Origin of the sequence: Levilactobacillus parabrevis ATCC 53295 (genome assembly GCF_001434055.1) — a bacterium.
GTDB lineage: Bacteria > Bacillota > Bacilli > Lactobacillales > Lactobacillaceae > Levilactobacillus > Levilactobacillus parabrevis.
This window is the reverse complement of record NZ_AZCZ01000002.1, coordinates 91,202-111,266: the sequence shown is the minus strand read 5'-3', so window position 1 is coordinate 111,266 and position 20,065 is coordinate 91,202. Positions and strand designations below refer to the sequence as shown.

Annotated in this window: 18 protein-coding genes; 7 read left to right on the top strand and 11 right to left on the bottom strand. The window is 50.0% G+C overall.

Annotated elements, in window-relative coordinates; genetic code table 11:
• Positions 1–198 precede the first annotated feature (198 nt).
• Both FD07_RS01055 and purB read right to left on the bottom strand, forming a co-directional pair.
• Complete coding sequence (locus tag FD07_RS01055) at positions 199–429, bottom strand: type II toxin-antitoxin system Phd/YefM family antitoxin (RefSeq protein ID WP_020089448.1); 231 nt, start codon at positions 427–429, stop codon at positions 199–201.
• Between the two features lie 26 nt (positions 430–455).
• Positions 456–1,751 (bottom strand): adenylosuccinate lyase, encoded by a 1,296-nt coding sequence (purB, locus tag FD07_RS01050; protein ID WP_020089449.1) that lies wholly within the window; start codon positions 1,749–1,751, stop codon positions 456–458.
• 273 nt (positions 1,752–2,024) lie between these two features.
• On the opposite strand from purB, the gene FD07_RS01045 reads away from it, so the two are divergent.
• Positions 2,025–3,311, top strand: coding sequence for an adenylosuccinate synthase (locus FD07_RS01045; protein ID WP_020089450.1), 1,287 nt, complete (start codon positions 2,025–2,027; stop codon positions 3,309–3,311).
• A gap of 24 nt (positions 3,312–3,335) precedes the next feature.
• Positions 3,336–4,322, top strand: coding sequence for a GMP reductase (locus tag FD07_RS01040; RefSeq protein WP_020089451.1), 987 nt, complete (start codon positions 3,336–3,338; stop codon positions 4,320–4,322).
• 396 nt (positions 4,323–4,718) lie between these two features.
• Here FD07_RS01040 and FD07_RS01035 read toward each other — a convergent pair whose 3' ends face one another.
• The 3 genes from FD07_RS01035 to FD07_RS01025 form a co-directional block, all read right to left on the bottom strand.
• Positions 4,719–5,150 (bottom strand): universal stress protein, encoded by a 432-nt coding sequence (locus tag FD07_RS01035; protein ID WP_020089452.1) that lies wholly within the window; start codon positions 5,148–5,150, stop codon positions 4,719–4,721.
• A 179-nt stretch (positions 5,151–5,329) separates the two neighbouring features.
• Positions 5,330–5,761, bottom strand: a complete 432-nt coding sequence (locus FD07_RS01030) for a universal stress protein (protein WP_020089453.1) — start codon at positions 5,759–5,761, stop codon at positions 5,330–5,332.
• 3 nt (positions 5,762–5,764) lie between these two features.
• Positions 5,765–7,348: an Nramp family divalent metal transporter gene (locus tag FD07_RS01025; protein WP_020089454.1), complete on the bottom strand. Its 1,584-nt coding sequence runs from the start codon at positions 7,346–7,348 to the stop codon at positions 5,765–5,767.
• A gap of 397 nt (positions 7,349–7,745) precedes the next feature.
• On the opposite strand from FD07_RS01025, the gene FD07_RS01020 reads away from it, so the two are divergent.
• On the top strand, positions 7,746–8,393 hold the full coding sequence (locus FD07_RS01020; RefSeq protein WP_020089455.1) for a metal-dependent transcriptional regulator: 648 nt from the start codon (positions 7,746–7,748) through the stop codon (positions 8,391–8,393).
• Between the two features lie 476 nt (positions 8,394–8,869).
• Here the strand turns inward: FD07_RS01020 and nhaC are convergent, their stop codons facing one another.
• A complete protein-coding gene (gene nhaC, locus FD07_RS01015) occupies positions 8,870–10,327 on the bottom strand; it encodes a Na+/H+ antiporter NhaC (protein WP_020089456.1) in 1,458 nt (485 codons plus the stop codon).
• 354 nt (positions 10,328–10,681) lie between these two features.
• Positions 10,682–11,212, bottom strand: coding sequence for a GNAT family N-acetyltransferase (locus FD07_RS01010; RefSeq protein WP_020089457.1), 531 nt, complete (start codon positions 11,210–11,212; stop codon positions 10,682–10,684).
• Positions 11,213–11,762: 550 nt separating this feature from the next.
• Between FD07_RS01010 and FD07_RS01005 the strand changes: the two genes are divergently transcribed.
• Positions 11,763–12,152 (top strand): hypothetical protein, encoded by a 390-nt coding sequence (locus FD07_RS01005; RefSeq protein WP_020089458.1) that lies wholly within the window; start codon positions 11,763–11,765, stop codon positions 12,150–12,152.
• On the opposite strand, the gene FD07_RS01000 is transcribed toward FD07_RS01005, so the two are convergent.
• Entirely contained in the window at positions 12,153–13,016 is an 864-nt protein-coding gene (locus FD07_RS01000; RefSeq protein ID WP_020089459.1) for an aldo/keto reductase, read from the bottom strand. It lies immediately after the preceding gene.
• 206 nt (positions 13,017–13,222) lie between these two features.
• Here FD07_RS01000 and FD07_RS00995 point away from each other — a divergent pair, with 206 nt between their 5' ends.
• Positions 13,223–13,837 (top strand): hypothetical protein, encoded by a 615-nt coding sequence (locus FD07_RS00995; RefSeq protein ID WP_020089460.1) that lies wholly within the window; start codon positions 13,223–13,225, stop codon positions 13,835–13,837.
• A 73-nt stretch (positions 13,838–13,910) separates the two neighbouring features.
• On the opposite strand, the gene FD07_RS00990 is transcribed toward FD07_RS00995, so the two are convergent.
• Both FD07_RS00990 and FD07_RS00985 read right to left on the bottom strand, forming a co-directional pair.
• A complete protein-coding gene (locus FD07_RS00990; RefSeq protein ID WP_020089461.1) occupies positions 13,911–14,669 on the bottom strand; it encodes a potassium channel family protein in 759 nt (252 codons plus the stop codon).
• Positions 14,670–14,872: 203 nt separating this feature from the next.
• Entirely contained in the window at positions 14,873–16,045 is a 1,173-nt protein-coding gene (locus tag FD07_RS00985; protein WP_020089462.1) for an ArgE/DapE family deacylase, read from the bottom strand.
• Positions 16,046–16,238: 193 nt separating this feature from the next.
• On the opposite strand from FD07_RS00985, the gene FD07_RS00980 reads away from it, so the two are divergent.
• Positions 16,239–16,751 (top strand): YbhB/YbcL family Raf kinase inhibitor-like protein, encoded by a 513-nt coding sequence (locus FD07_RS00980; RefSeq protein ID WP_020089463.1) that lies wholly within the window; start codon positions 16,239–16,241, stop codon positions 16,749–16,751.
• A 29-nt stretch (positions 16,752–16,780) separates the two neighbouring features.
• On the top strand, positions 16,781–17,293 hold the full coding sequence (locus tag FD07_RS00975) for a universal stress protein (protein ID WP_020089464.1): 513 nt from the start codon (positions 16,781–16,783) through the stop codon (positions 17,291–17,293).
• Between the two features lie 99 nt (positions 17,294–17,392).
• Here FD07_RS00975 and FD07_RS00970 read toward each other — a convergent pair whose 3' ends face one another.
• Positions 17,393–19,954 carry a YfhO family protein gene (locus FD07_RS00970; RefSeq protein ID WP_020089465.1) on the bottom strand — a complete coding sequence of 854 codons (2,562 nt, stop codon included), beginning with the start codon at positions 19,952–19,954 and terminating at the stop codon, positions 17,393–17,395.
• Positions 19,955–20,065: the final 111 nt, after the last annotated feature.

Here is a 20,065-nt window from a genome sequence, read left to right as displayed (position 1 = left end):
TACTAGTCAAATTCTATTTACCTCAATCCCTTTAAGATTCTCTCCCCCTTAAGAGAATCGCATTCTGGTTAGGTTCCCTCAAACCTAACCGACTCCTCTAAACTGAGTGTCACTCCCCCTAAGTGACCTCACTCCTCATAAAAAAGAACCGCACTGTTCTCTCCCCGAGACGGTGCGGTTCTTTTCGTTTGCGTCACCTTATAGTCGCCCCCACGCCCGGTAGAAATCCTGACGGTGGTGCAGTTCGTCTTCTGGTTCTTGACCGGCAAGTTGCTGTTGAATGGCCGTCCAACGCGCCTCACTCAGGAGAACGGCGCCCTGTTGCTTGCCCGCCGTGGTTTCAATCTTAACGGGCGTCCCTGTGCTGGCTGCCTGCATGAGTGCTGGCAAATTCTGCTGTGCGTCAGTCACTGAATAAGTCGTCTTCATGGTATCCGTTCCCCCTAGAATGTGCGCTAGTCTAAGCCTAAACGGTGGAAAATATAGTCCACCCGACGTAAGTGATAGTGATAGTCAAAGGCATCTTCGATTTGATCCGGCGTTAAGCGCGCCGTAATTTCGGAATTAGCTTTTACCAATGGTCGGAACTGAATCTGTTGGTCCCAAGCCTGTGCCGTTAGCGGCTGCACCAGATCGTAGGCGTCTTCTCGACTAAGTCCTGATTCAATCAGTTTCAACAGTAACCGTTGGCTATAAATCAGGCCGTACGTCCGGTTCATGTTCGCCTTCATTGTTTCTGGGAAGACATCCAGATTGCTTAAAATCCGGTTGATTCGGTGCAACATATAATCCAGCAACGTCGTACTTTCTGGTAAAATCATCCGTTCGGCCGAGGAGTGGGAAATATCCCGTTCGTGCCATAGACTGACGTCTTCGTACGCCGTAACCATCGTCCCGCGCAAGACTCGCGCCAACCCGGTCACATTCTCCGAACCAATTGGGTTTCGCTTGTGCGGCATTGCCGAAGACCCTTTCTGCCCGGGATTAAAGTGTTCTTCGACTTCATGAATTTCCGAACGCTGTAACCCGCGAATCTCGGTAGCAATGTTTTCCACACTGGTGCCAATCAAGGCTAGCGTCGCCACATAGTTCGCATGTAGATCCCGCGGAAGCACCTGCGTTGCGATGGGCTGTGGCGTGATACCGAGTTGGTCGCACACAAATGCTTCTACCTCGGGCGGCACGTTGGCAAAGGTTCCAACGGCCCCACTGATTTTCCCCGTCTCAACTTCGGCCGCAGCTTGGTCAAAACGCTTCAGGTTACGTTGCATCTCTTCATAGAAGCGGGCCATCTTCAGTCCAAATGTGGTGGGCTCAGCCTGAACCCCGTGAGTCCGGCCAATCATGACGGTCGTCTTATATTGCAGCGCCAGGGTCTTCAATGTCGCAATCAAGTCGGTTAGGCTTTGGCGAATCACGACATTGGCCTGCTTGAGTCGGTAGCCCTGTGCTGTGTCCACTACGTCGGTACTCGTCACGCCAAAGTGAATCCATTTCCGTTCGGAACCGAGTGATTCTGAGACGTTTCGCGTAAAAGCGACCATGTCGTGATGGGTCACTGCTTCAATCTCGGCAATGCGCTCCACGTCAAAAGTCGCGTTGGCCCGAATCTTCCGGGCGTCTTCTTCTGGGACCTCGCCCAGTTGCGCCCAAGCTTCGTCAATGGCGATCTCGACTGCCAGCCAGGATTTATACTGATTTTCCAATGACCAGATCTGACCCATTTCTGGTCGGGTATAACGTTCTAACATGCGTTTCCTCCTATAAATACGGACTAAAACCCGAACATTATTTTATTAATAGCTCATGATGCTCCAGTAGTAATAATACCATAGATTATCCTATTTTAGCTAGTTATTTTGAATGGAACTACGGGATAATTAGTTTTATATCGAAATAAATAGAACTTTATTGGATATAAATATAAAAATAGTTCGCTTTTCGGTTGCTTTTTAATTCCGAACTTGTTACACTTGTTCTTGCTGGGTGTTCGGCCTAGCAAAATAAAGTAATGAGGTGTTGTTATGTCATCAACAGTAGTAGTTGGTAGCCAATGGGGCGACGAAGGTAAAGGAAAGATCACGGATTTTCTAAGTGAGAAGGCTGATGTCATTGCCCGCTACCAAGGTGGTGACAACGCCGGTCATACTATTGTTTTCAATGGTCAAACGTTTAAACTGCGACTGATTCCCTCAGGGATCTTCTACGCCGACAAGACTAGTGTTATCGGTAACGGTGTTGTTTTGAACCCCCAATCACTGGTTCAAGAACTCGAATACCTGCACGAAAACGGCGTATCTACGGATAATCTCCGGATTTCCGACCGAGCTCACGTGATTCTGCCTTACCACATCTTGTTGGATCAAGCGCAAGAGAAGATGAAGGAAAATAAAATTGGGACGACCAACAAGGGTATCGGCCCCGCCTACATGGATAAGGCCGAACGAATTGGTATTCGCGTGGCTGATCTGCTCGATCACGACATCTTTGCCGATAAGCTCCGGCAAAACTTAATTGAAAAAAACAACGTCTTAACGAAACTCTACAATGAAGAACCGTTAGACTTTACCGAAATTTTTGAAAAATATTATGCTCTCGGTCAACAAATCAAAGGCCACGTGACCGATACGTCCGTTGTCATCAACGACGCGTTAGACGCCGGCAAGAACGTGCTGTTTGAAGGCGCTCAAGGGGTCATGTTAGATATCGATCACGGAACGTATCCCTTCGTCACGTCTTCAAACCCAGTTGCTGGTGGGGTAACCATCGGTGCTGGTGTGGGCCCAACTAAGATCGACCACGTTGTCGGTGTCTGCAAAGCTTACACATCTCGGGTCGGCGATGGCCCATTCCCAACTGAATTATTTGATGAGATTGGTAACACCATCCGCGAAACCGGCCACGAATACGGGACTGTAACCAAGCGTCCTCGTCGAATTGGCTGGTTCGACAGCGTTGTTCTTCGCCACGCCAAGCGCGTTTCCGGTCTGACTAGTCTGTCCTTGAACTGCCTGGACGTCCTGACTGGCTTGAAGACCGTCAAAATTTGTAAGGCCTACGAACTCAACGGCGAAACTATCTATCATTACCCAGCTAGTCTGGTTGACCTGGACGCTTGCCAACCCATTTACGATGAACTTCCAGGGTGGACCGAAGACATCACCAATTGCCATTCCGTAGAAGACCTGCCCGTTAACGCACAGAACTACGTCAAGCGCTTGGCTGAATTGGTCGGCGTTGACATTGCGACCCTTTCCGTCGGTCCCGACCGCGAACAAACGAATATTTTACAAGACGTCTGGAACGCCTAATTCACGAACAAGGAGTGACCTTACATGCATCCTGCCGAAGTATTTGATTACGAAGATATCCAATTAATTCCCAACAAATGTATTATTGAAAGCCGTCACGAGGCCGATACCAGTATTGAATTTGGCCCCCACCGCTTCAAGATTCCCGTGGTCCCTGCCAACATGGAAACCGTCATTAACGAACCACTAGCCATTTGGCTTGCGCAAAACGACTACTTCTACGTCATGCACCGTTTCCAACCCCAGGAACGACGGGGGTTCGTCGAACGGATGCACGAAAAGTCACTGTTTGCTTCCATTAGTGTCGGTGTCAAGGCTGACGAACACGCCTTTATCGACGAACTAGCCGCTGCTGATTTAGTGCCCGAATACATCACAATCGATATTGCCCACGGTCACAGTGACGCCGTCATTCGGATGATCAAGCAGATCAAGGACAAGCTCCCTGATAGCTTCGTTATTGCCGGCAACGTGGGGACGCCCGAAGCCGTCCGTGAACTCGAGAATGCTGGTGCTGATGCTACCAAGGTCGGCATCGGTCCCGGTAAGGCCTGCATCACCAAGCTCAAGACTGGCTTTGGGACCGGGGGCTGGCAACTAGCCGCCCTTCGGCTCTGTGCCAAGGCTGCTCGGAAGCCGATCATTGCTGATGGCGGAATTCGTTACAACGGTGATATCGCCAAGTCCGTGCGTTTCGGCGCTAGCATGGTCATGATTGGTTCAATGCTCGCCGGACACCAACAATCACCTGGTAGCCTGCTGACCATCGACGGCCGGACCTTCAAACAATACTGGGGTTCCGCATCCGAAAAGCAAAAGGGTGCCTACCGAAACGTTGAAGGCAAGCAGATGTTAGTCCCATTCCGTGGCGACATCGCTGACACACTCAATGCGATGCAGGAAGACCTCCAGTCCTCAATCTCCTACGCCGGTGGCCGTAACTTACTGGACATTCGGACCGTGGACTACGTCATCGTCAAGAGTTCCATCATGAACGGCGATAGCTACTAGTCATCGTCGTGTCTCACTTAACCCAGTGCCCCATTGAAATACTCTAAAATCACACACAAAGCTACCCCTGAAGACCAGCATCTAACTGATTTTCAGGGGTAGCTTTTATAGTAGCCATTGTTGTTATTGACGATACATTACAATCCTCATGACCATCAGCGACAAACGCTAGCCGAAGGCGGCCAGAGATGGAACCAGCCGTGCAAATGGTGTTAGGACGGGTGCTTGGTTCTTCCCGTTCTTACACTATGGGACGCGCTTGGAAACTCGCGATTTTGGCGAGGTTTCAAGTCGAGGTTCAAGACCGCTCTTTGGCTTGGACTGGTCCCCACAGCAGGTGGAATCTCTGGCAGCCATAGGCGACACTTTTAGCCAATTGGGTCGCAGGTGGTAAGTCTATCGAACCACTAATACTGATACCGGCGAGTACTTCGCCATGTAAGCCGCTTGGCTACCGAAGTGGCGACTGACACCCTTCTTTGCCAACGACCCCACAATCAACAGGTCCGGGTCCACCGCCGGAATTACATCCTTAACGATGGTCTCGCCGGGTTCACCCTCAGCCACCATCATGCGGACGTCCGCGACACCAGCCTCCCGCGCCTGCTTCTTGTATTCCCGCACATGTTCTTCCAGGTCAGCATACTCACCATGGATAAAGTCCGTGTCCAACGTCTGATAAATATTCATCTGTTGGTTCTCCAATACCGAGACAATCACCAATTCCGCGTCATCGCGTTTTGCTAAATAAATGGCGTAATCAAATGCTAACAGCGCGTCCTTGGAATCATCGACACCAACTAGAATTCGTTTAAACGTGGTTGCCATCAGCCATCCCTCCCTCAAATCAATTTCACGACTAACTCTCTTATCGCCGCTAGTGTACGCGCATTTACCATTAAGTGACTCATTTTAGGGATATCGTTGCGGGGCATCATCACCACTAGTCATGAAAAAAGCCGCTATACCGGGTGTTACCGGTATAGCGACTTCGATAATTCAACTTATTAGCGGATCACTAACACTGAGATTGGCGCGTATTTTGCCATGTAGGCGGCCTGACTCCCAAAATGACGCCGGACGCCCTTCTTGGACTCGGACCCCACAATTAACAGATCCGGCTTCACGTGAGGAATCACGTCCTTGACGATGGTTTCACCGGGATCACCCTCGGCGACGACCATTCGTACCCGGGCGACGCCGGCATCGAAAGCCCGCTGTTGATACGTGGCAACGTGTTCCTCTAATTCGCGGTGCTCACCATGAACATAATCGGAGTCCAATGCCTGATAGACATTCATATCGTCACTTTCCAATACGGAAACGATGATCAATTCCGCATCGTCTCGCTTCGCCTGATGCGTCGCATAGTTAAAGGCTAACAGCGCATCTGCGGAGTCATCGACCCCAACCAAAATCCGTTCAAACGTTTTTGCCATGAGTTAGTCCTCCTTGTGTAGTGGCTGAGAATCGGTAGCGGCTTCAAGGGCCATCCGCTTGGCACTGCGATGTAGCTCCCAAACGGTCCAAGCCAGCAATGCAATGATTGCCAGGTTCAGCGCCCAAGCAATCACATTGGCCATAGTCGTCTGACTAGCAGATGGCGTATTGCCAAAGAAAGCCACGATTGAAGCGGGCATGTTGTACAGGTTCAAACCAGTCAGCAAGAGTACTGAGAACCAGCCCAGTCCCTTGATCCACCAGGAGTTCTTGAACCGCTTACCCATTTCCAACTTGCTATCCGTCATCATCAACAACGGTAGCATTGAGAATGGCAAGGCAAACGCCAGGAAGACTTGCGAATTGTTCATCAAGTCATTGAGTGCCGTGTGTTCGTCAATGGCACTCTTGCCACTGGTCAACATGACACAGATCAACACTGGAATAACGGAAATCAACCGGGTAACCAGTCGCCGTAACCACAGTGGCATCCGCATGTGGACGAATCCTTCCATGATAACTTGACCGGTTAAGGTCCCGGTAATCGTGGAGTTTTGCCCAGAAGCCAGTAAAGCAACCGCAAACAAAGTGGAAAGCACACCCGTCTTGGCAACACCAGCTAGCAAACCATTACTCATGGTGTTGGTGTCAGACAATGCTTGGAACAACCCGAAGAAGGAAGGATCCTTGACGGCACCGCTCTTGAAGACGGCAACCCCCATGATTAGGAGCAAAGCGTTGACGAAGAAAGCCAGTGTCAGTTGAATGTTAGAATCCAAGCTGGCAAACTTCACTGTCCGAGCAACGTCATTTTCATCCTTGTGGTTGATCTGCCGCGTTTGTGAAATTGCGGAGTGCAGGTAGAGGTTATGTGGCATAACCGTCGCCCCAATGATACCCAAGGCCCCACTAATTGGCGTTTGACCACCAACTGTTGGTGAGGATGAAATCGTCTTAACGTTAGGAACTAACCCAGCAAAGACTCCTGCCCAGTCAGGCTTGGATAAGGCCACTTGATAGGCGAAGACTAACAGAATCACCAGAATCAAGCACACAACAATTGCTTCGATTTTCCGAAATCCAATCTTGGTCAACAGTAATAATAGCAAGACATCAAATACGGTGATAAACACTGAAATGACCAATGGAATGTGGAATAACAGGTACAAGGCAATCGCTGCCCCGATGACTTCGGCAATATCCGTCGCCATGATAGCAAATTCGGTCATGATCCAGAGCACGATACCGAGTGATTTACTCGTACGTGCCCGAATCGCCTGCGCCAAGTCCATTTGACTCACGATACCAAGTTTAGCCGCCATGTATTGTAATAACATCGCGATCAAACTTGAGATCAAGATGATGGACATCAGCAGGTATTGGAAGTTTTGCCCACCGGTAATCGACGTGGACCAGTTCCCGGGATCCATGTATCCCACCGCAACCAGTGCGCCAGGCCCCGAATACATGAACAACGCCTTCCAAAAACTAATATTCTTAGGAACAGCCACGGTACCGTTTATTTCTTCCAATGAACGGCCGTTGGCATATTCGATCAACTTGTGCTTTTTAACAGTGTCACTCATGTTAAAAGCCTCCTCCTTAAAATTTCCAACGGGTTCATTGTAACGTAAAAGTTAACCTTTGCAAATACTTTTTTAGGTCACCTTAACTTTAATATAAAGATATATTAAGATAATAGTATGGTTATTAAGCGGTTTCATTCCCAGTCAGTCCCCATTTTCCAGATTCACAAGTTAACCTAATCGTTCAACAAATATTTTTTGGGCGTCCCAAACAACGCACCACTTAAATGCCCATTATCCAGCGCTTTGTCTATAAAATAAAGTGAACTTTCATTACCCGTTTGTTATGACGACTAGAAAAAGTTGCGTCCACACCACAGAAGCCTTAAAATTTTATTTGGAGAATATATTTTTTAGGGATACTTAACTATTTTAACTTTACCAGGGAGCTGATTGGATGTTGAACCATCGAAATACCTACATAAAGATCATTGCCGAGTGTAACTTTGCCCGGCCACGTGTCAGCAATAAACAAATCATTCACTTTGCCAACGTCTCACCCGCCACCGTGACCGAAATGACCCGTTCACTAGAACACGCCGGTCTCGTCAACCGGCGGCGCTATACCGGCGTCACCCTCACGCCAACTGGTGAACAGCTCGCTTGCCAGCTTCTACGCCATTACCGGCTCTGTGAGACCTTTCTGGTACAAAAGCTTCATCTACCACTGATTGCGGTCCCAGGTCAGGCTTGGGGCATGGCGGCCGACTTGACCGCTGAGACGGCGCTGGCCCTCAATCACTACCTAGGCGCGCCACAACACAGCCCATTTGGCGGTAGCCTCAACCCTACTCAAATACTTGATGATTCCCCCATCACGCGGCTAAGCGCCGTCAGCGTGCCAACAACCGTGGTTCTCACCAGCTACTTGGAGTCAGCCGCGCTGGTCGACTACCTGCAGCATCTGGGCCTTCCCTTTGGCGTACCGCTACAGGTCACCAAGGTCGACGCCAGTCTTAACCTGCTCTACTTAGAGGACGCCCAGCAGCGAGAATACACGCTCAACGACCAGGCCGCGGACTACATCTACACGAAAAAGGCGTGAGCTAACTTGCTCACGCCTTCCAGAGGATACGATTCAATTATTATTGACGCATTGCCTACCCGTGACGTCTAGTCGTTCACGGATGGCCCACACATGTGACAATACGTTAATGATACAATTTACTTAAAATTCCAATAACACCGACCTGATACGACAGGATTGACTACTACCAGTACCACTATCATCGACTATTAGATGACCAGATGAGAACGCCAAGTGAGTCTTCGTAGCCTACCAAGTGTTCAGGTCGCGCTACTATCTTAGCCGGAGGATGGCAGGGATGGCGCCAACCGTGACGACGGTGTTAGACCGGGCGCTTGGTTCTCCCCGGACTTACAGCGTGGGACGTGTTTGGAAACTCACCCGCAATTTGGTGAGGTTTCAAACCGAGCCGGAAGCCAGTTCTTTGGCTGCAGGCGGTCCCCACAGTGGCAGAATCCCTGACAGCCGCAGGCGACCATAGCGCAACTTGTCGCTTAGGCCCCTTGACCTTCGCGTGCTTGCGTCGCAACGGTTGCGGCAGTGGCACTGCTGTCATCAGATGATGGCAGACGCTTCAACCCAACACCAGTGAACCCACTGAGGATGGAGAAGACGGGTGACAGAAGACTGAAGAAACAGAATGGCAGGTATGCCAACGTGGAAACACCCAGCGTGTTAGCGGCGAAGACGGCGGCAACCCCCCATGGAACCAAGTAGTTGATCACAGTCCCACCATCTTCAAGAACCCGGCTCAAGGCCAAGTTGTCCAAGCCACGATCGTTAAAGGTTTGCTTAAAGGCTTTCCCAGGTAAGATAACAGAGAGGTACTGTTCCCCAACGAACACGTTCACGCCGATTCCAGAAAGGATAGCAGCAGTGACCACTGAACCCGTATTCTTCAGACGTTGGGCCAATGGCACCATTGCCGTTTGAATAATATTGAACTTCATCAACAGACCACCTAAGGTCAGCGTCAGGATAATCAGAGAAACCGTAGACATCATGGCGCTAATCCCACCACGAGAAAGTAAAGCGTCAACACTGGCATTACCAGTCTTAGAAACGAAACCAGATTCGATCATCGTCGCAACACTGCTCAATGACGTTGCAGGCTTTTCGATGAATAACATGACGATCCCTAACCCAACGTTTAACAGCAACGTGGCAATGGCTGGAATCTTCCGCCATGCACAGACGAACATGACAACGATTGGTAAAGCAGCCCACCAAGTGATAGAAAAGTTAGCGGACAAAGTTGCGATGGTCTTGTTAATCTTGCCCAACGCATTGGCGTCAGATGAACCGGTACCCATGATAAAGTACAACACCAGCGATACCAGGAAGGCTGGAATCGTGGACCACATTAAGTTCTTGATGTGGGCGAACAATTCGGATTCGGCAATGGCAGAAGCCAAGTTGGTCGAGTCGGACAGTGGTGATGTCTTATCACCGAAGATCGCACCGGAGATGATGGCCCCAGCAACTAATGCGGGGTTAAAGCCCATCGTGGTTCCCATCCCGAACAGGGCAATCCCAATCGTGGAGATAATGGTAAAGGCACTCCCGATGGACGTCCCAACAATAGCACAAACTAAGAAAACGGATGGTACAAACCACTGTGCTGAAATCAAATGGAACCCGAAGACCATCATGGATGGAATAATCCCAGCGGCGATCCAAACACTGATCAACGCCCCAATCAGGATGAAAATAAAGATTGGAATAATCCCGGTCTTAATACCTTCGATAATTCCGCTATGAATATCATCCCATTCGGCTCCACGAATCTTGGCCCACAGGATAACTAAGGCGATGACCAGTAACACTGGTGTCATTGGTGATAAACCAAATTTGATGACGCCCAAACCCATAATCAGTAACATTGCTAACAGAATAATCATTGCTTCGCCAAAACTAACTGGCTTCCATGCTCGCTTGTTTTGTTCTTTCATAGAAATCGCTCCTCTTTGTTTATGCCTAGTTTATGTATAAAAAAATCGCCCCCGCTGCAATCAACATTGCAACAGGGACGATTTAGACTTCAACCGTGGTACCACCCAGCTTGAGCCACTGGTTCTAGACCCAGTAACTCCACTCACTAGATGGTAACGGCTCTAGTTATTATCCGCCTGCCGGAGCAGGACATTCCACTGTATTTCGTCGTAATCACCCTGATCGGTTCGCAGCAACCACCGACTTTCTGACACACAGATGACACGCTACTTGGTAATGGAAATTAGCGTTCGTTGTTTGATTGATTTGATAATAGCACGATGAGAAAGTGTCGTCAACCTCTAATCAAAAATTTATTTTAGTGAGGTTGGGTATTCCAACATCCCGCCAACATGAGCTAACGCCCCAGCCGTCAACGGTTTGATAAGGTGACTGCCCATCGGTACTGCCAAACTATTATGAATTGAAAAATCTTCTGCCATCACATAGCCACGGCCACCAAAGAAGTTCATGTCCCCTACCACGCTGACGGCCGCAAAGCCAGCCAGCCGAGCGCGAGCTTCCAATTCACTTAAGAGTTGACTACCAATAGCTTGGCCCTGCCACTCCGGCGCAACGGCCAGTGAAGCCAGCCCAAGAATCGTAGTCGTGTGGCGGTTACCACGAATCGTCACGGGACTCAATAGACCGTGGCCCACGACTGTGTCAATCTCTGGCTTAGCCACAACTTCTAGGCTTGGTTGATAATCGTAGGTCGTCCGTAGCCGGTGAATCAGATTTCCCTCGGTACCGGCACTGGCTTGAGCGGGTGTGAACGCCGCCGCAACCAATTGGTCTACCTGTTTAAAATCTTCCGGTTGAATGGTTTCAAAACTCAAATTCAATTCGTCTACCTCTCATTTCCAAAGCGGTCTGCAACAATACTGTGTTATTATACACGACTCACCATTAAATGCGAAATTTTCGTTTGGTATTGATGGTTTTGTTTACTGAAATTTAACTAACCTGGTCAAAAATCCTCGCCTGCGGCTGTCAGGGATTCCACCTACTGTGGGGACCGCCTGCAGCCAAAGATCTGGCTTCCGGCTCGCCTCGAAGCCGCAAAGACCCTGCGTCTCCGAGGTCGTCCCACGCTGTAAGCCCGGGAAGAAACAAACACCCGGACTAACACCGCCGTCACAGCTGGCTCCATCCCTGACCTCCTCCGGCTAAGTATGTTCTTAACCAAGTTATGAATTTCAATCACTCGCTCTCAAGTATCTCTCCACTTTGAAAAAGCCTTGCGAGAACTATTTTCTATATAACAGTCATCTAAATACCTACTAGTGAAGCTAGCTGTTTGAACTCTCACTAACTTATCACCGAAAATAACTTGAAATCTATCCCATAACCCCGTAAACTAAACGCAATCATTCAAGAATCGAGCTGAATCTTATGACGTCCAAACAGCGTTGGGCTGGCCTCTCCGTATTAATCTACGTGGCTTTTGTCCTCATCGCGATCTTTACCGGCTTCATCGCTCCTAGTCAGGTTGGCCTGGAGTGGACGATCTTCTGGTACTTTACCGTGGCCGGGCTTTGTTATTACTTTTACTTTAAAAACGTCAGTTACCGCGAAGTTATTTATTACGCCAAAAAACTAGGCTATCACAAGGATGACCTAGTCTCGATGGTATCTAAATTAAAGGAAACTCAGGATGTGCCCGATCCGGACCATCCCCGTATCTTCAGTCCCTTTGCGAAAGTCCCCCTCACCGTCGTCAATCAGCTGACTGACCAGTTAGAGGTGCTCGCTAAGGATCAGAACATTCCACCCTACCGCTAATTACTTACGGCTTGAGTACGTCTGCGATTTCTTGAGCCAGGCTTCATCGGCTGGATCTGGACCCACGCGTTTGCCGGCATCCAGGTCGCTAATCGCCCGCATCTCATCCTCATCCAGGCCAAAGGCAAAAACATCGCGGTTCTGTTGAATCCGTGCCTCATGAATGGACTTAGGAATCACGATCTCTTCGCGTTGAATGTGCCAGCGCAAAATGATCTGGGCGGCGCTCACATCGTGGGCCGCAGCCAATTCATTGATGACGGGGTCAGTCAACGCATTGTTGTTGCCCCCACCCAATGGACTCCAGGCTTCGTGCAGGATACCTTGTGTTTCCAGGTAGGCGTGCAGATCATCTTCCTGGAAGTACGGGTGCGTTTCAATCTGGTCGACGACGGGCTTAACCGTGGCCGTTTCCATTAACTTCTCAAGTTGTGCTTGATTGAAGTTGGAAACCCCGATGTTCTTGATCTTGCCAGCCTTGTACAGGTCTTCCATGGCCCGCCAACTTTCAGCGTAGCCGGGAGCTGGCCAGTGAATCAGGAACATGTCGAGATAGTCGAATCCCAACTTGTCCAACGTCTCCTGGAAGGCCTGCTTCGTTTCGTCGTAGCCACGGACGCTGTTCCAAAGTTTGGAAGTGACGAAAATATCCTCACGCTTCACATCACTCTCGCGAATCGCTGCGCCGACCCACTGCTCGTTACCGTAGTAAGCCGCCGTATCAATGTGCCGGTAGCCAGCTGCCAAGGCCCACTTGACTGCGTTCTTCGTGTCTTCGGCGTTGTCGACTTGGAAAACACCCAGGCCGAGTTGAGGAATCCGGTTGCCATTATTTAGAGGTAATTCAGGAATGTCATTATGCAAAATAAAAACCACCTTTCAAACTTAGTTCCACTACCATCATACAATATGCTGGCAGTTTTCGCGGTAAGAAAGCTGGATAAAAAGTAAAATTTAGGGCTAAAATTTTCTTCTGCGCCCGTTTTGCGTTACTATGGAAGGTGTGGTAGTTTGTCGTTACGGCGGCAAACTTGTTTTTTCACACCGTTTCTGACATGGAGGTTTTTCAGTTGAACAACCAAGAACCAAAATCACGCGTACAACGGTATAATTTTAATCAAGATCCTAATCGCCCCATGCGTCAACGGCCTCGTAAGCCGCGGCGCTGGTGGCCATGGGTTATGACATTATTAACGTTGGCCATCGCTATCCTGTTGGTCTTAGGTATCACTCACCATAACAATTCCGCATCCAATACCGTCTCGTCATCGAGCAACAGTGCCTCACTCGTAGCTAAGGCATCGTCCGTTTCCGAGCAGTCCGCCTACGAAAGTTTCAAAGACAAGTACGATGGCTACAATGATAACGGTCTTACCGTTTCGCAAAAACAAAAGCTACAGAATGTTATCAATGATGAATCGAATAGTGCCGTCCAAGCACGCGAACAAAAACTGCTCAATCAAGCGCAGACCAAGTCGTCTAACGCTAGCAACACAAGCACGTCGAGTTCATCAGCAAGTAATCAGAACCCGACATCGTTTGATTCCGTGCACACCTTCTCTTCCGTTGCGGACGCCCAAAGTTGGGCCCAAGCTTCTAAGAATCAATGGTTGCAGGCGGGCTACACGACCTATACGATTACATCGGACGGTCAGGGAAACTATAATTTACAGTTTGTCCGTTAAACGCGGCGCTCACAGGAGCGTTCGCGTTTTTTTTGTGCCTACAATCGCAGGTTCTAACTCGCATGACAGTGGTCTAGCGCTGCTTGTGACGTGACGTTGTGTCGAGCTGGTGCTGCAAGTCATCGACCTTAGTCGTCAACGCCTCAATCTTTAGCAACAACTGGTCGAAATCGGCTTGTTCGTGTTTCTCCTGACTGGCCGCCACTTGCTGGCCCCTAGTCGTGAAGAACCCACTAATGGTACTGGTTAGTAACCCGATAAAACCGACTCCGCCAATCATCAAGACGCTGGCAATGATTTTGCCAATGGCCGTGTGGGGTGTCTCATCCCCATACCCCACCGTGGTAGCCGTTGTGATGGCCCACCACAGGGCATTGGCCAGGCTTTGCTTCTCCGTCAGTGAGAAGAGAAAGGCACTAACGACGATAATGGTCACACTGAATGAAAACAAGTAAATGAAGCCGGTCTTGTAAATAAACTGATGATAGGCCCGTGTCCATTTACTATTGAGTCTTAGTCGCCAGAACAAGTGGTGGTAGCGAATCAGCCGGACTAATCGGCCCAATCGAAAGAACGCAAATACCGGGTGAAGGGGAATGATGCCCAGCAGATCAAATGCCGACTGGATGAGAAAGATTTTACGATTCTTAGCCAGCACTAACCGGGCAACATAGTCAACGGCAAACACCACCAACAGGCCATTAATGATTGCTATCTCAATGGTGGCTTTACCCACACCCATTAACAGCAAGAGGACCGTCCCAACTGAGATCATCGTTAACAACGTAACCCCCACGTGGTAGGCAATCAGCTGTGGTTTTCGTTTGGCCATGCTCTTTCCCTCCCCATTACAATTACAGACTAATATAGGCGCTTCTTCTAGAATTACCAGCCACACGAACGAGATTTAACCAGTTTGCTAGTTTCTATATGCAAACTTAATAATTGGTCACCTGCATGTTCCACGATTGTCACCACGCAAAAAATGGCGCTCACCCTGATTTAGCGGCAATCACCATCTCCAATTTTGCGCAATTATTCAGTGATACTCTCTGGTTCTTGCACTTGTTGCAAGAAAGCTGGTACCAAGGCTTCATAGAAGTCGATAGCCTGCAAATATTCCTTAACGGAAACGTACTCGTCAATCTGATGGGACGTGTTGCTTCCAGGACCAATTTCAATACTGGTAAAGTCAGCCTTGGCCCGCAAGAATTCCGCCCCATCGTTAGCCCCACCGGAACCGACGACCTGCGTATCGTGCCCACAAACTTGATCACTGATCTGCTTGGCCAGTTGGACCAGTGGCGCCTGCGGATCGCCCGGGATCGCTTCTTCGGGGAAACTATAGCTGAGATCGAGCTGCGCGCCATCTTCTGCATTCAACTGCGCAATCAGTCCCGCCAGCTCATCGTAGATGACTTGGTTGGGATAAGCAGGAATCGTCCGCATGTTTGCCATCAATTCCGCATGAGCGGGAATCGAGTTAATTTGCTCGCCCCCGGAGATCAGATCCACGTTGTGTAAGAGACTACCCAAGACGGGATCGGTCTGGGTGTGCTTGGCCATCAGTGGACCCACGGCATTGTAAAATTTCATCAAATTATCAATGGCGTTGATGCCGTTCTCCGGTTGCGCACTGTGGACCCCCTTCCCGGTAGAAACAACCTTGTAGTCAATGACGCCCCGCGCCGTGTAGACCACGTTGTCTAAGCCGCTGGGTTCGGCAATGACCAGTCCGGCCAGGTGGTCTGCGTAGCCTTCATCCGTCAGCTGAGCCGCGCCATACTCACCCGTCTCTTCGCCGACCGTCGCCAACAGCCGAATGCTCCCAGGAAGTTGTGTGCCCTGTTCTAAGAACTCCAGCATGGTAATCACAATTGCTGCAAGCCCACTCTTCATGTCGGAAGCCCCCCGGCCAAAGAGCTGGTCGCCCACCACTTCACCGGCAAATGGCGCGTGTGTCCATGCGGATTCGTCCCCGGCAGCAACGACGTCCATGTGCCCGGAAAGTCCCAATTGGGGCCCCTCATGACCGATAGTGACGACCAGATTGTCGCGACCGTCGGCGTAAGTTACTTTCTTGATCTCTGCTTGGGGATACGGAGCAAACAGGCCCGCGATATAGTCCGCTACCTGGGACTCGTGGTCGTTTACTGAAGGAATCTGAATCAAATGCTGTAAAATGGCAATCTTTGCTTGAGGAGTCATCCGCGTCAATCCTTTCGTCGTTTCGTTAAGTTGTTATTAGCATACGCCCTTTCGTGCAAAAATCAAGCTATTTTTGCAATTATATTAGTTATATTCTATTTATTCGTATTTTTTTACATTATTCATGAATATTCGCGACTGGCGTATGACTGCGGTATAATGAAGAGTGTTAGATATATCTAGGAGGGATTTCATGCGAATCGTTGTGCCAACCGAAGAAAATGGCTACTTAGCCGATGAATTTAGTAAGTACGCCACGGGAGATGACGTCTATGGCGGGCAACCCGTCAAATCATTTCCCATCAAGCTTCATAAGATACCGAAGAAGACTCAAACGCTAGCGCTGAACCTCATTGATTTCGATGCCGTTCCCGTTAGTGGCTTCCCCTGGATTCACTGGGTCGCCGCTAACTTCCCCGGAACGACACGCGAGATTCCAATGGACGTCTCCCGGACCAACGCCATTCCTCACGTTCACGGTCGTAACAGTAATGGTGGGTCGTTAGTTGGAAACACTGATCCCGCCATTTATCAGAATTACACGGGGCCGTTTCCACCAAATGAGGATCATGACTACAGTCTGACCGTCTACGCATTAAATACCAAACTCGACTTGGCCGATGGCTTCTGGTTAAATGACCTCCTCCATCAAATCAATGGCCACGTCCTCGACACTGCCACTATCACCTTACGTGGTCGCGTCTAGACAACTCAGCTCAAAGAAGAAGGCTAATTATGGGACAACAATACCAACAGATCTTAGTGCCCGTGGACGGCTCCATTCAAGCGGAACTGGCCCTAAAAAAAGCAGTGACCGTGGCCCAACGCAACCACGCCCACATTGATCTGCTCAACGTCTTGCGGATCAACCACTATGGCTTCTACGCCAGCGGTTCCATGCCGGGCAGCGTGATTCATGAATTGGCAACGGACGCGACCTCTTACCTGACCTCGCTGGTCGAAACAACCAAAGCCGCTACCGGCTTCACCGACCTCGACATTCACGTGCGGTTCGGTAATCCCAAGACCGTCATCGCTCATGAATTTATCCGCGACCACCAGAATGACTTGATTATGCTGGGGGCCACCGGGATGAGTGCCGTGGCCCGGATGGTTGAAGGGTCCGTGACCGCCTACGTCAGCCGGATGGCCGATGTAGATGTCATGGTCATTCGGACCGATGAGGCGGGCAACCCCGTTGATACCAAGCAGGTTGCCGCTAAGAACCAAGATCAGCCGAAACTCTAGTTGTATATTTTACAAATGATTGTATAAAAGGATGGTGCCTCCCCAAATTTTTTTGGAGAGACACCATCCTTTTTGCGTCACTATTTTTCAATTTGCATTTTATAGTTGTTTTCGATACCACAACGCCCCATAACTCACTGCGCAGACAACGCTGGCTGCTAATCCAATCCAACCGCCTGGCACGTGATAGCTGATCACGACTCGGTTCTGACCCGGCGTCAGCGGTACCGCCATCATGTCGCCGAGCACGGTGCGTGGTTTGACCGTCCGTTCATTCACGGTGATCCGCCATCCACGCTCCTGTGGCAGACTCAGGTAGCCCCAGCGCTTATTAGGCGTGGCCGCGATGGTTCCCTGGTAGTCGGTCCGTAAATGTCCACGGTGCTGCCGTAGCCGCAGTGCATGGGTGCTAACGGCCTGATGGACCGCTGCCATGCGACTTGCCGGCAAAGTTGCTACCGCTAGGGCCTTCGGCGTTGGCCGATTGCTGGCGTATTTAATCGTCAGCGCCTCGCCTTGCCGGTACTCACCTAAATTAATCATGCTGGTGTTCCCGTCCGTCTGCATCTTCGGTGCCACATTATGGCCGTTGACACTCATCGTGGAATACTTGCTGGCACTAGTCGGATCAAAGAGATAGATCCGGCCGGTGGCTTGAGGGGTCACGTGCCAAACATGATTATAGACGAAATTGGTGGGATGGTTGTTGATCCGCCAAATGGCCTTGACCTGATCATGACCAGCCGTCACCGGCACAAAGTAAGCGTGCTGACTCGGCCGCAGTGCCTGCAGAATACTCTCCTGATTGGTCAGCGCATTGGCTGTCAGCTTCACCTTGAGCAACTGTGAACTCACCGCAAAACCCATTCCGCTGTAACTGCCCACACGAACATTATCGTTTTTCGTTAATTTATTTCGCACACCGAAGAGCATCTCGGTACCCGGGGTGAAGCCCTGATTACTGAGGCGTCGGGCATCTCGTGTGTAGAGCCCGAGTTGTTTGACCATGGTCATTGTGTTGGCCGGGGTCGTCGAACTGTACGCACCGGTCCCATTGTACCCCAGCCACATCGCATCATTATAAGGATTGTAATGGTGCTGAAATCCCGGCGCCACGGTCGGTGCATCGTTACGAATACGATATAACTTCGATGTCGCAGTCACTGGTTGGAGGCGCTGGACGGACTGATTATAAGCCTTGGCGTAGCGCTGTTGACTCCCGTAATCGATACCAACCAGCGCAAAGCTAAAGTTGACGAACAGTTCGATAACGACAACCACGCCCAACCAGACAGGCGGCACGGCTTTCAACCATAAGAGTCCGGTCGTCACTGCTAAAATAGCGAGGCTCGTCCATACAGCCGCCCAATTAATTGGCTGAAGGCTAGCGTAATAACCAGACTGCGTCCACGTCTGCATCAGTGGAATCATCCAGCTCCCCAGTAACATCAGAATTCCTAGAATCAACGATGTGGCCCACCGCCAGCGACGAGACAACTGTGATAACCCCGCCTGCCAAGCACTGCTGGCAATCAGAATCAGGACGAAGCTAAAGAAGAAACTATTCCGAAACGGATAGCCGGAGGGTGGCGTCATCAGGTGCCAGACTGTGTTGAACCCCCGCAACCACATACCTAGAAATAGGAATAAAAGGAGCACGGCCGCCCGAACCTTAGCACGCGTCTTAATTTGTGGCAAACCGAAGTACGCAATCGCTAGCAAGATCACTAACGACGATGAGAAAATCGCCGGGCCATGGCTCAGCCGTTGCAGGTAGTCACCCGCGCCCACACCTAGTTGATTAAAGAATTCGAGCCCAAACATCGGAACTAAGTGAAAGTTGCCAGCTTGACCCTGTGTTTTGGGCGTCGCTAGCATCCCGAGAACAGTTGGCAGAAGAATCACTAACGTCGTCCCGACACTCAGCAAGGATGCCCCAATGAAGCGATAACAAATACGACGCTTTTCCCGGAGCCACTCCAGTACCGACTGACCAGCCGGCCACTCTGCGGTCAACATGTACACGAAGTACGCCACGATAAACAGGCAGGTCATGTACCCCAGATAGTAGTCCGTCAGAACGCTAACCAACAGCCATCCAAAGTAGCCGCCAGTACGTCCGGTAATCACGAGGCGGTCAATCCCCCAAGCAACCAGTGGCAGAAAGATCAAGGCGTCCAACCACATTAGGTTAAAAAAGTTCAGAGCAACAAATCCGCTGAATGCAAATGCCAACCCAAAAGCACCGGTAAAGAGCTGCTGCGTCCGCCAGTGTTCCTGTAAATAAAACGTCATAGTCCCAGCGATTGTCGCAATCTTTAGCATGATAATCACGGCCATAGCAATCGGAATCTGACTCGCCTTAAAGAAGACCAGCATTAGATTGAATGGACTTAATAAATAGTACGCAATCGTTGGCACCCAACTAGTTCCTAGGGCCTGATGAAAGTTAAATAGGTCCCAGGCGTGACCATGAATCAATCGTGTAAAGTCCGTAAAAAAAGGAATGTACTGCGTTCCCAAATCGCCAATCAACAGGTTGCGATCACCAAAAGGCGTCACCCCACGAATCGCAAACAAACTGGCCACTAAAATCAGCGCAATGATCCCGGTCAAAACGGGATTGCGCCAGTGGTTAAACCGCAATCTTTCTCGTCGCATTTTTCTAAGATCTCCCCGAATTCAAACTACTCCGTCGCAAGCCCTGCTAAAGCTGTCCCCTGATAACCTGTACTGGGCTCGCTTGCATCGTATCCGCTACCCAAATCCAAC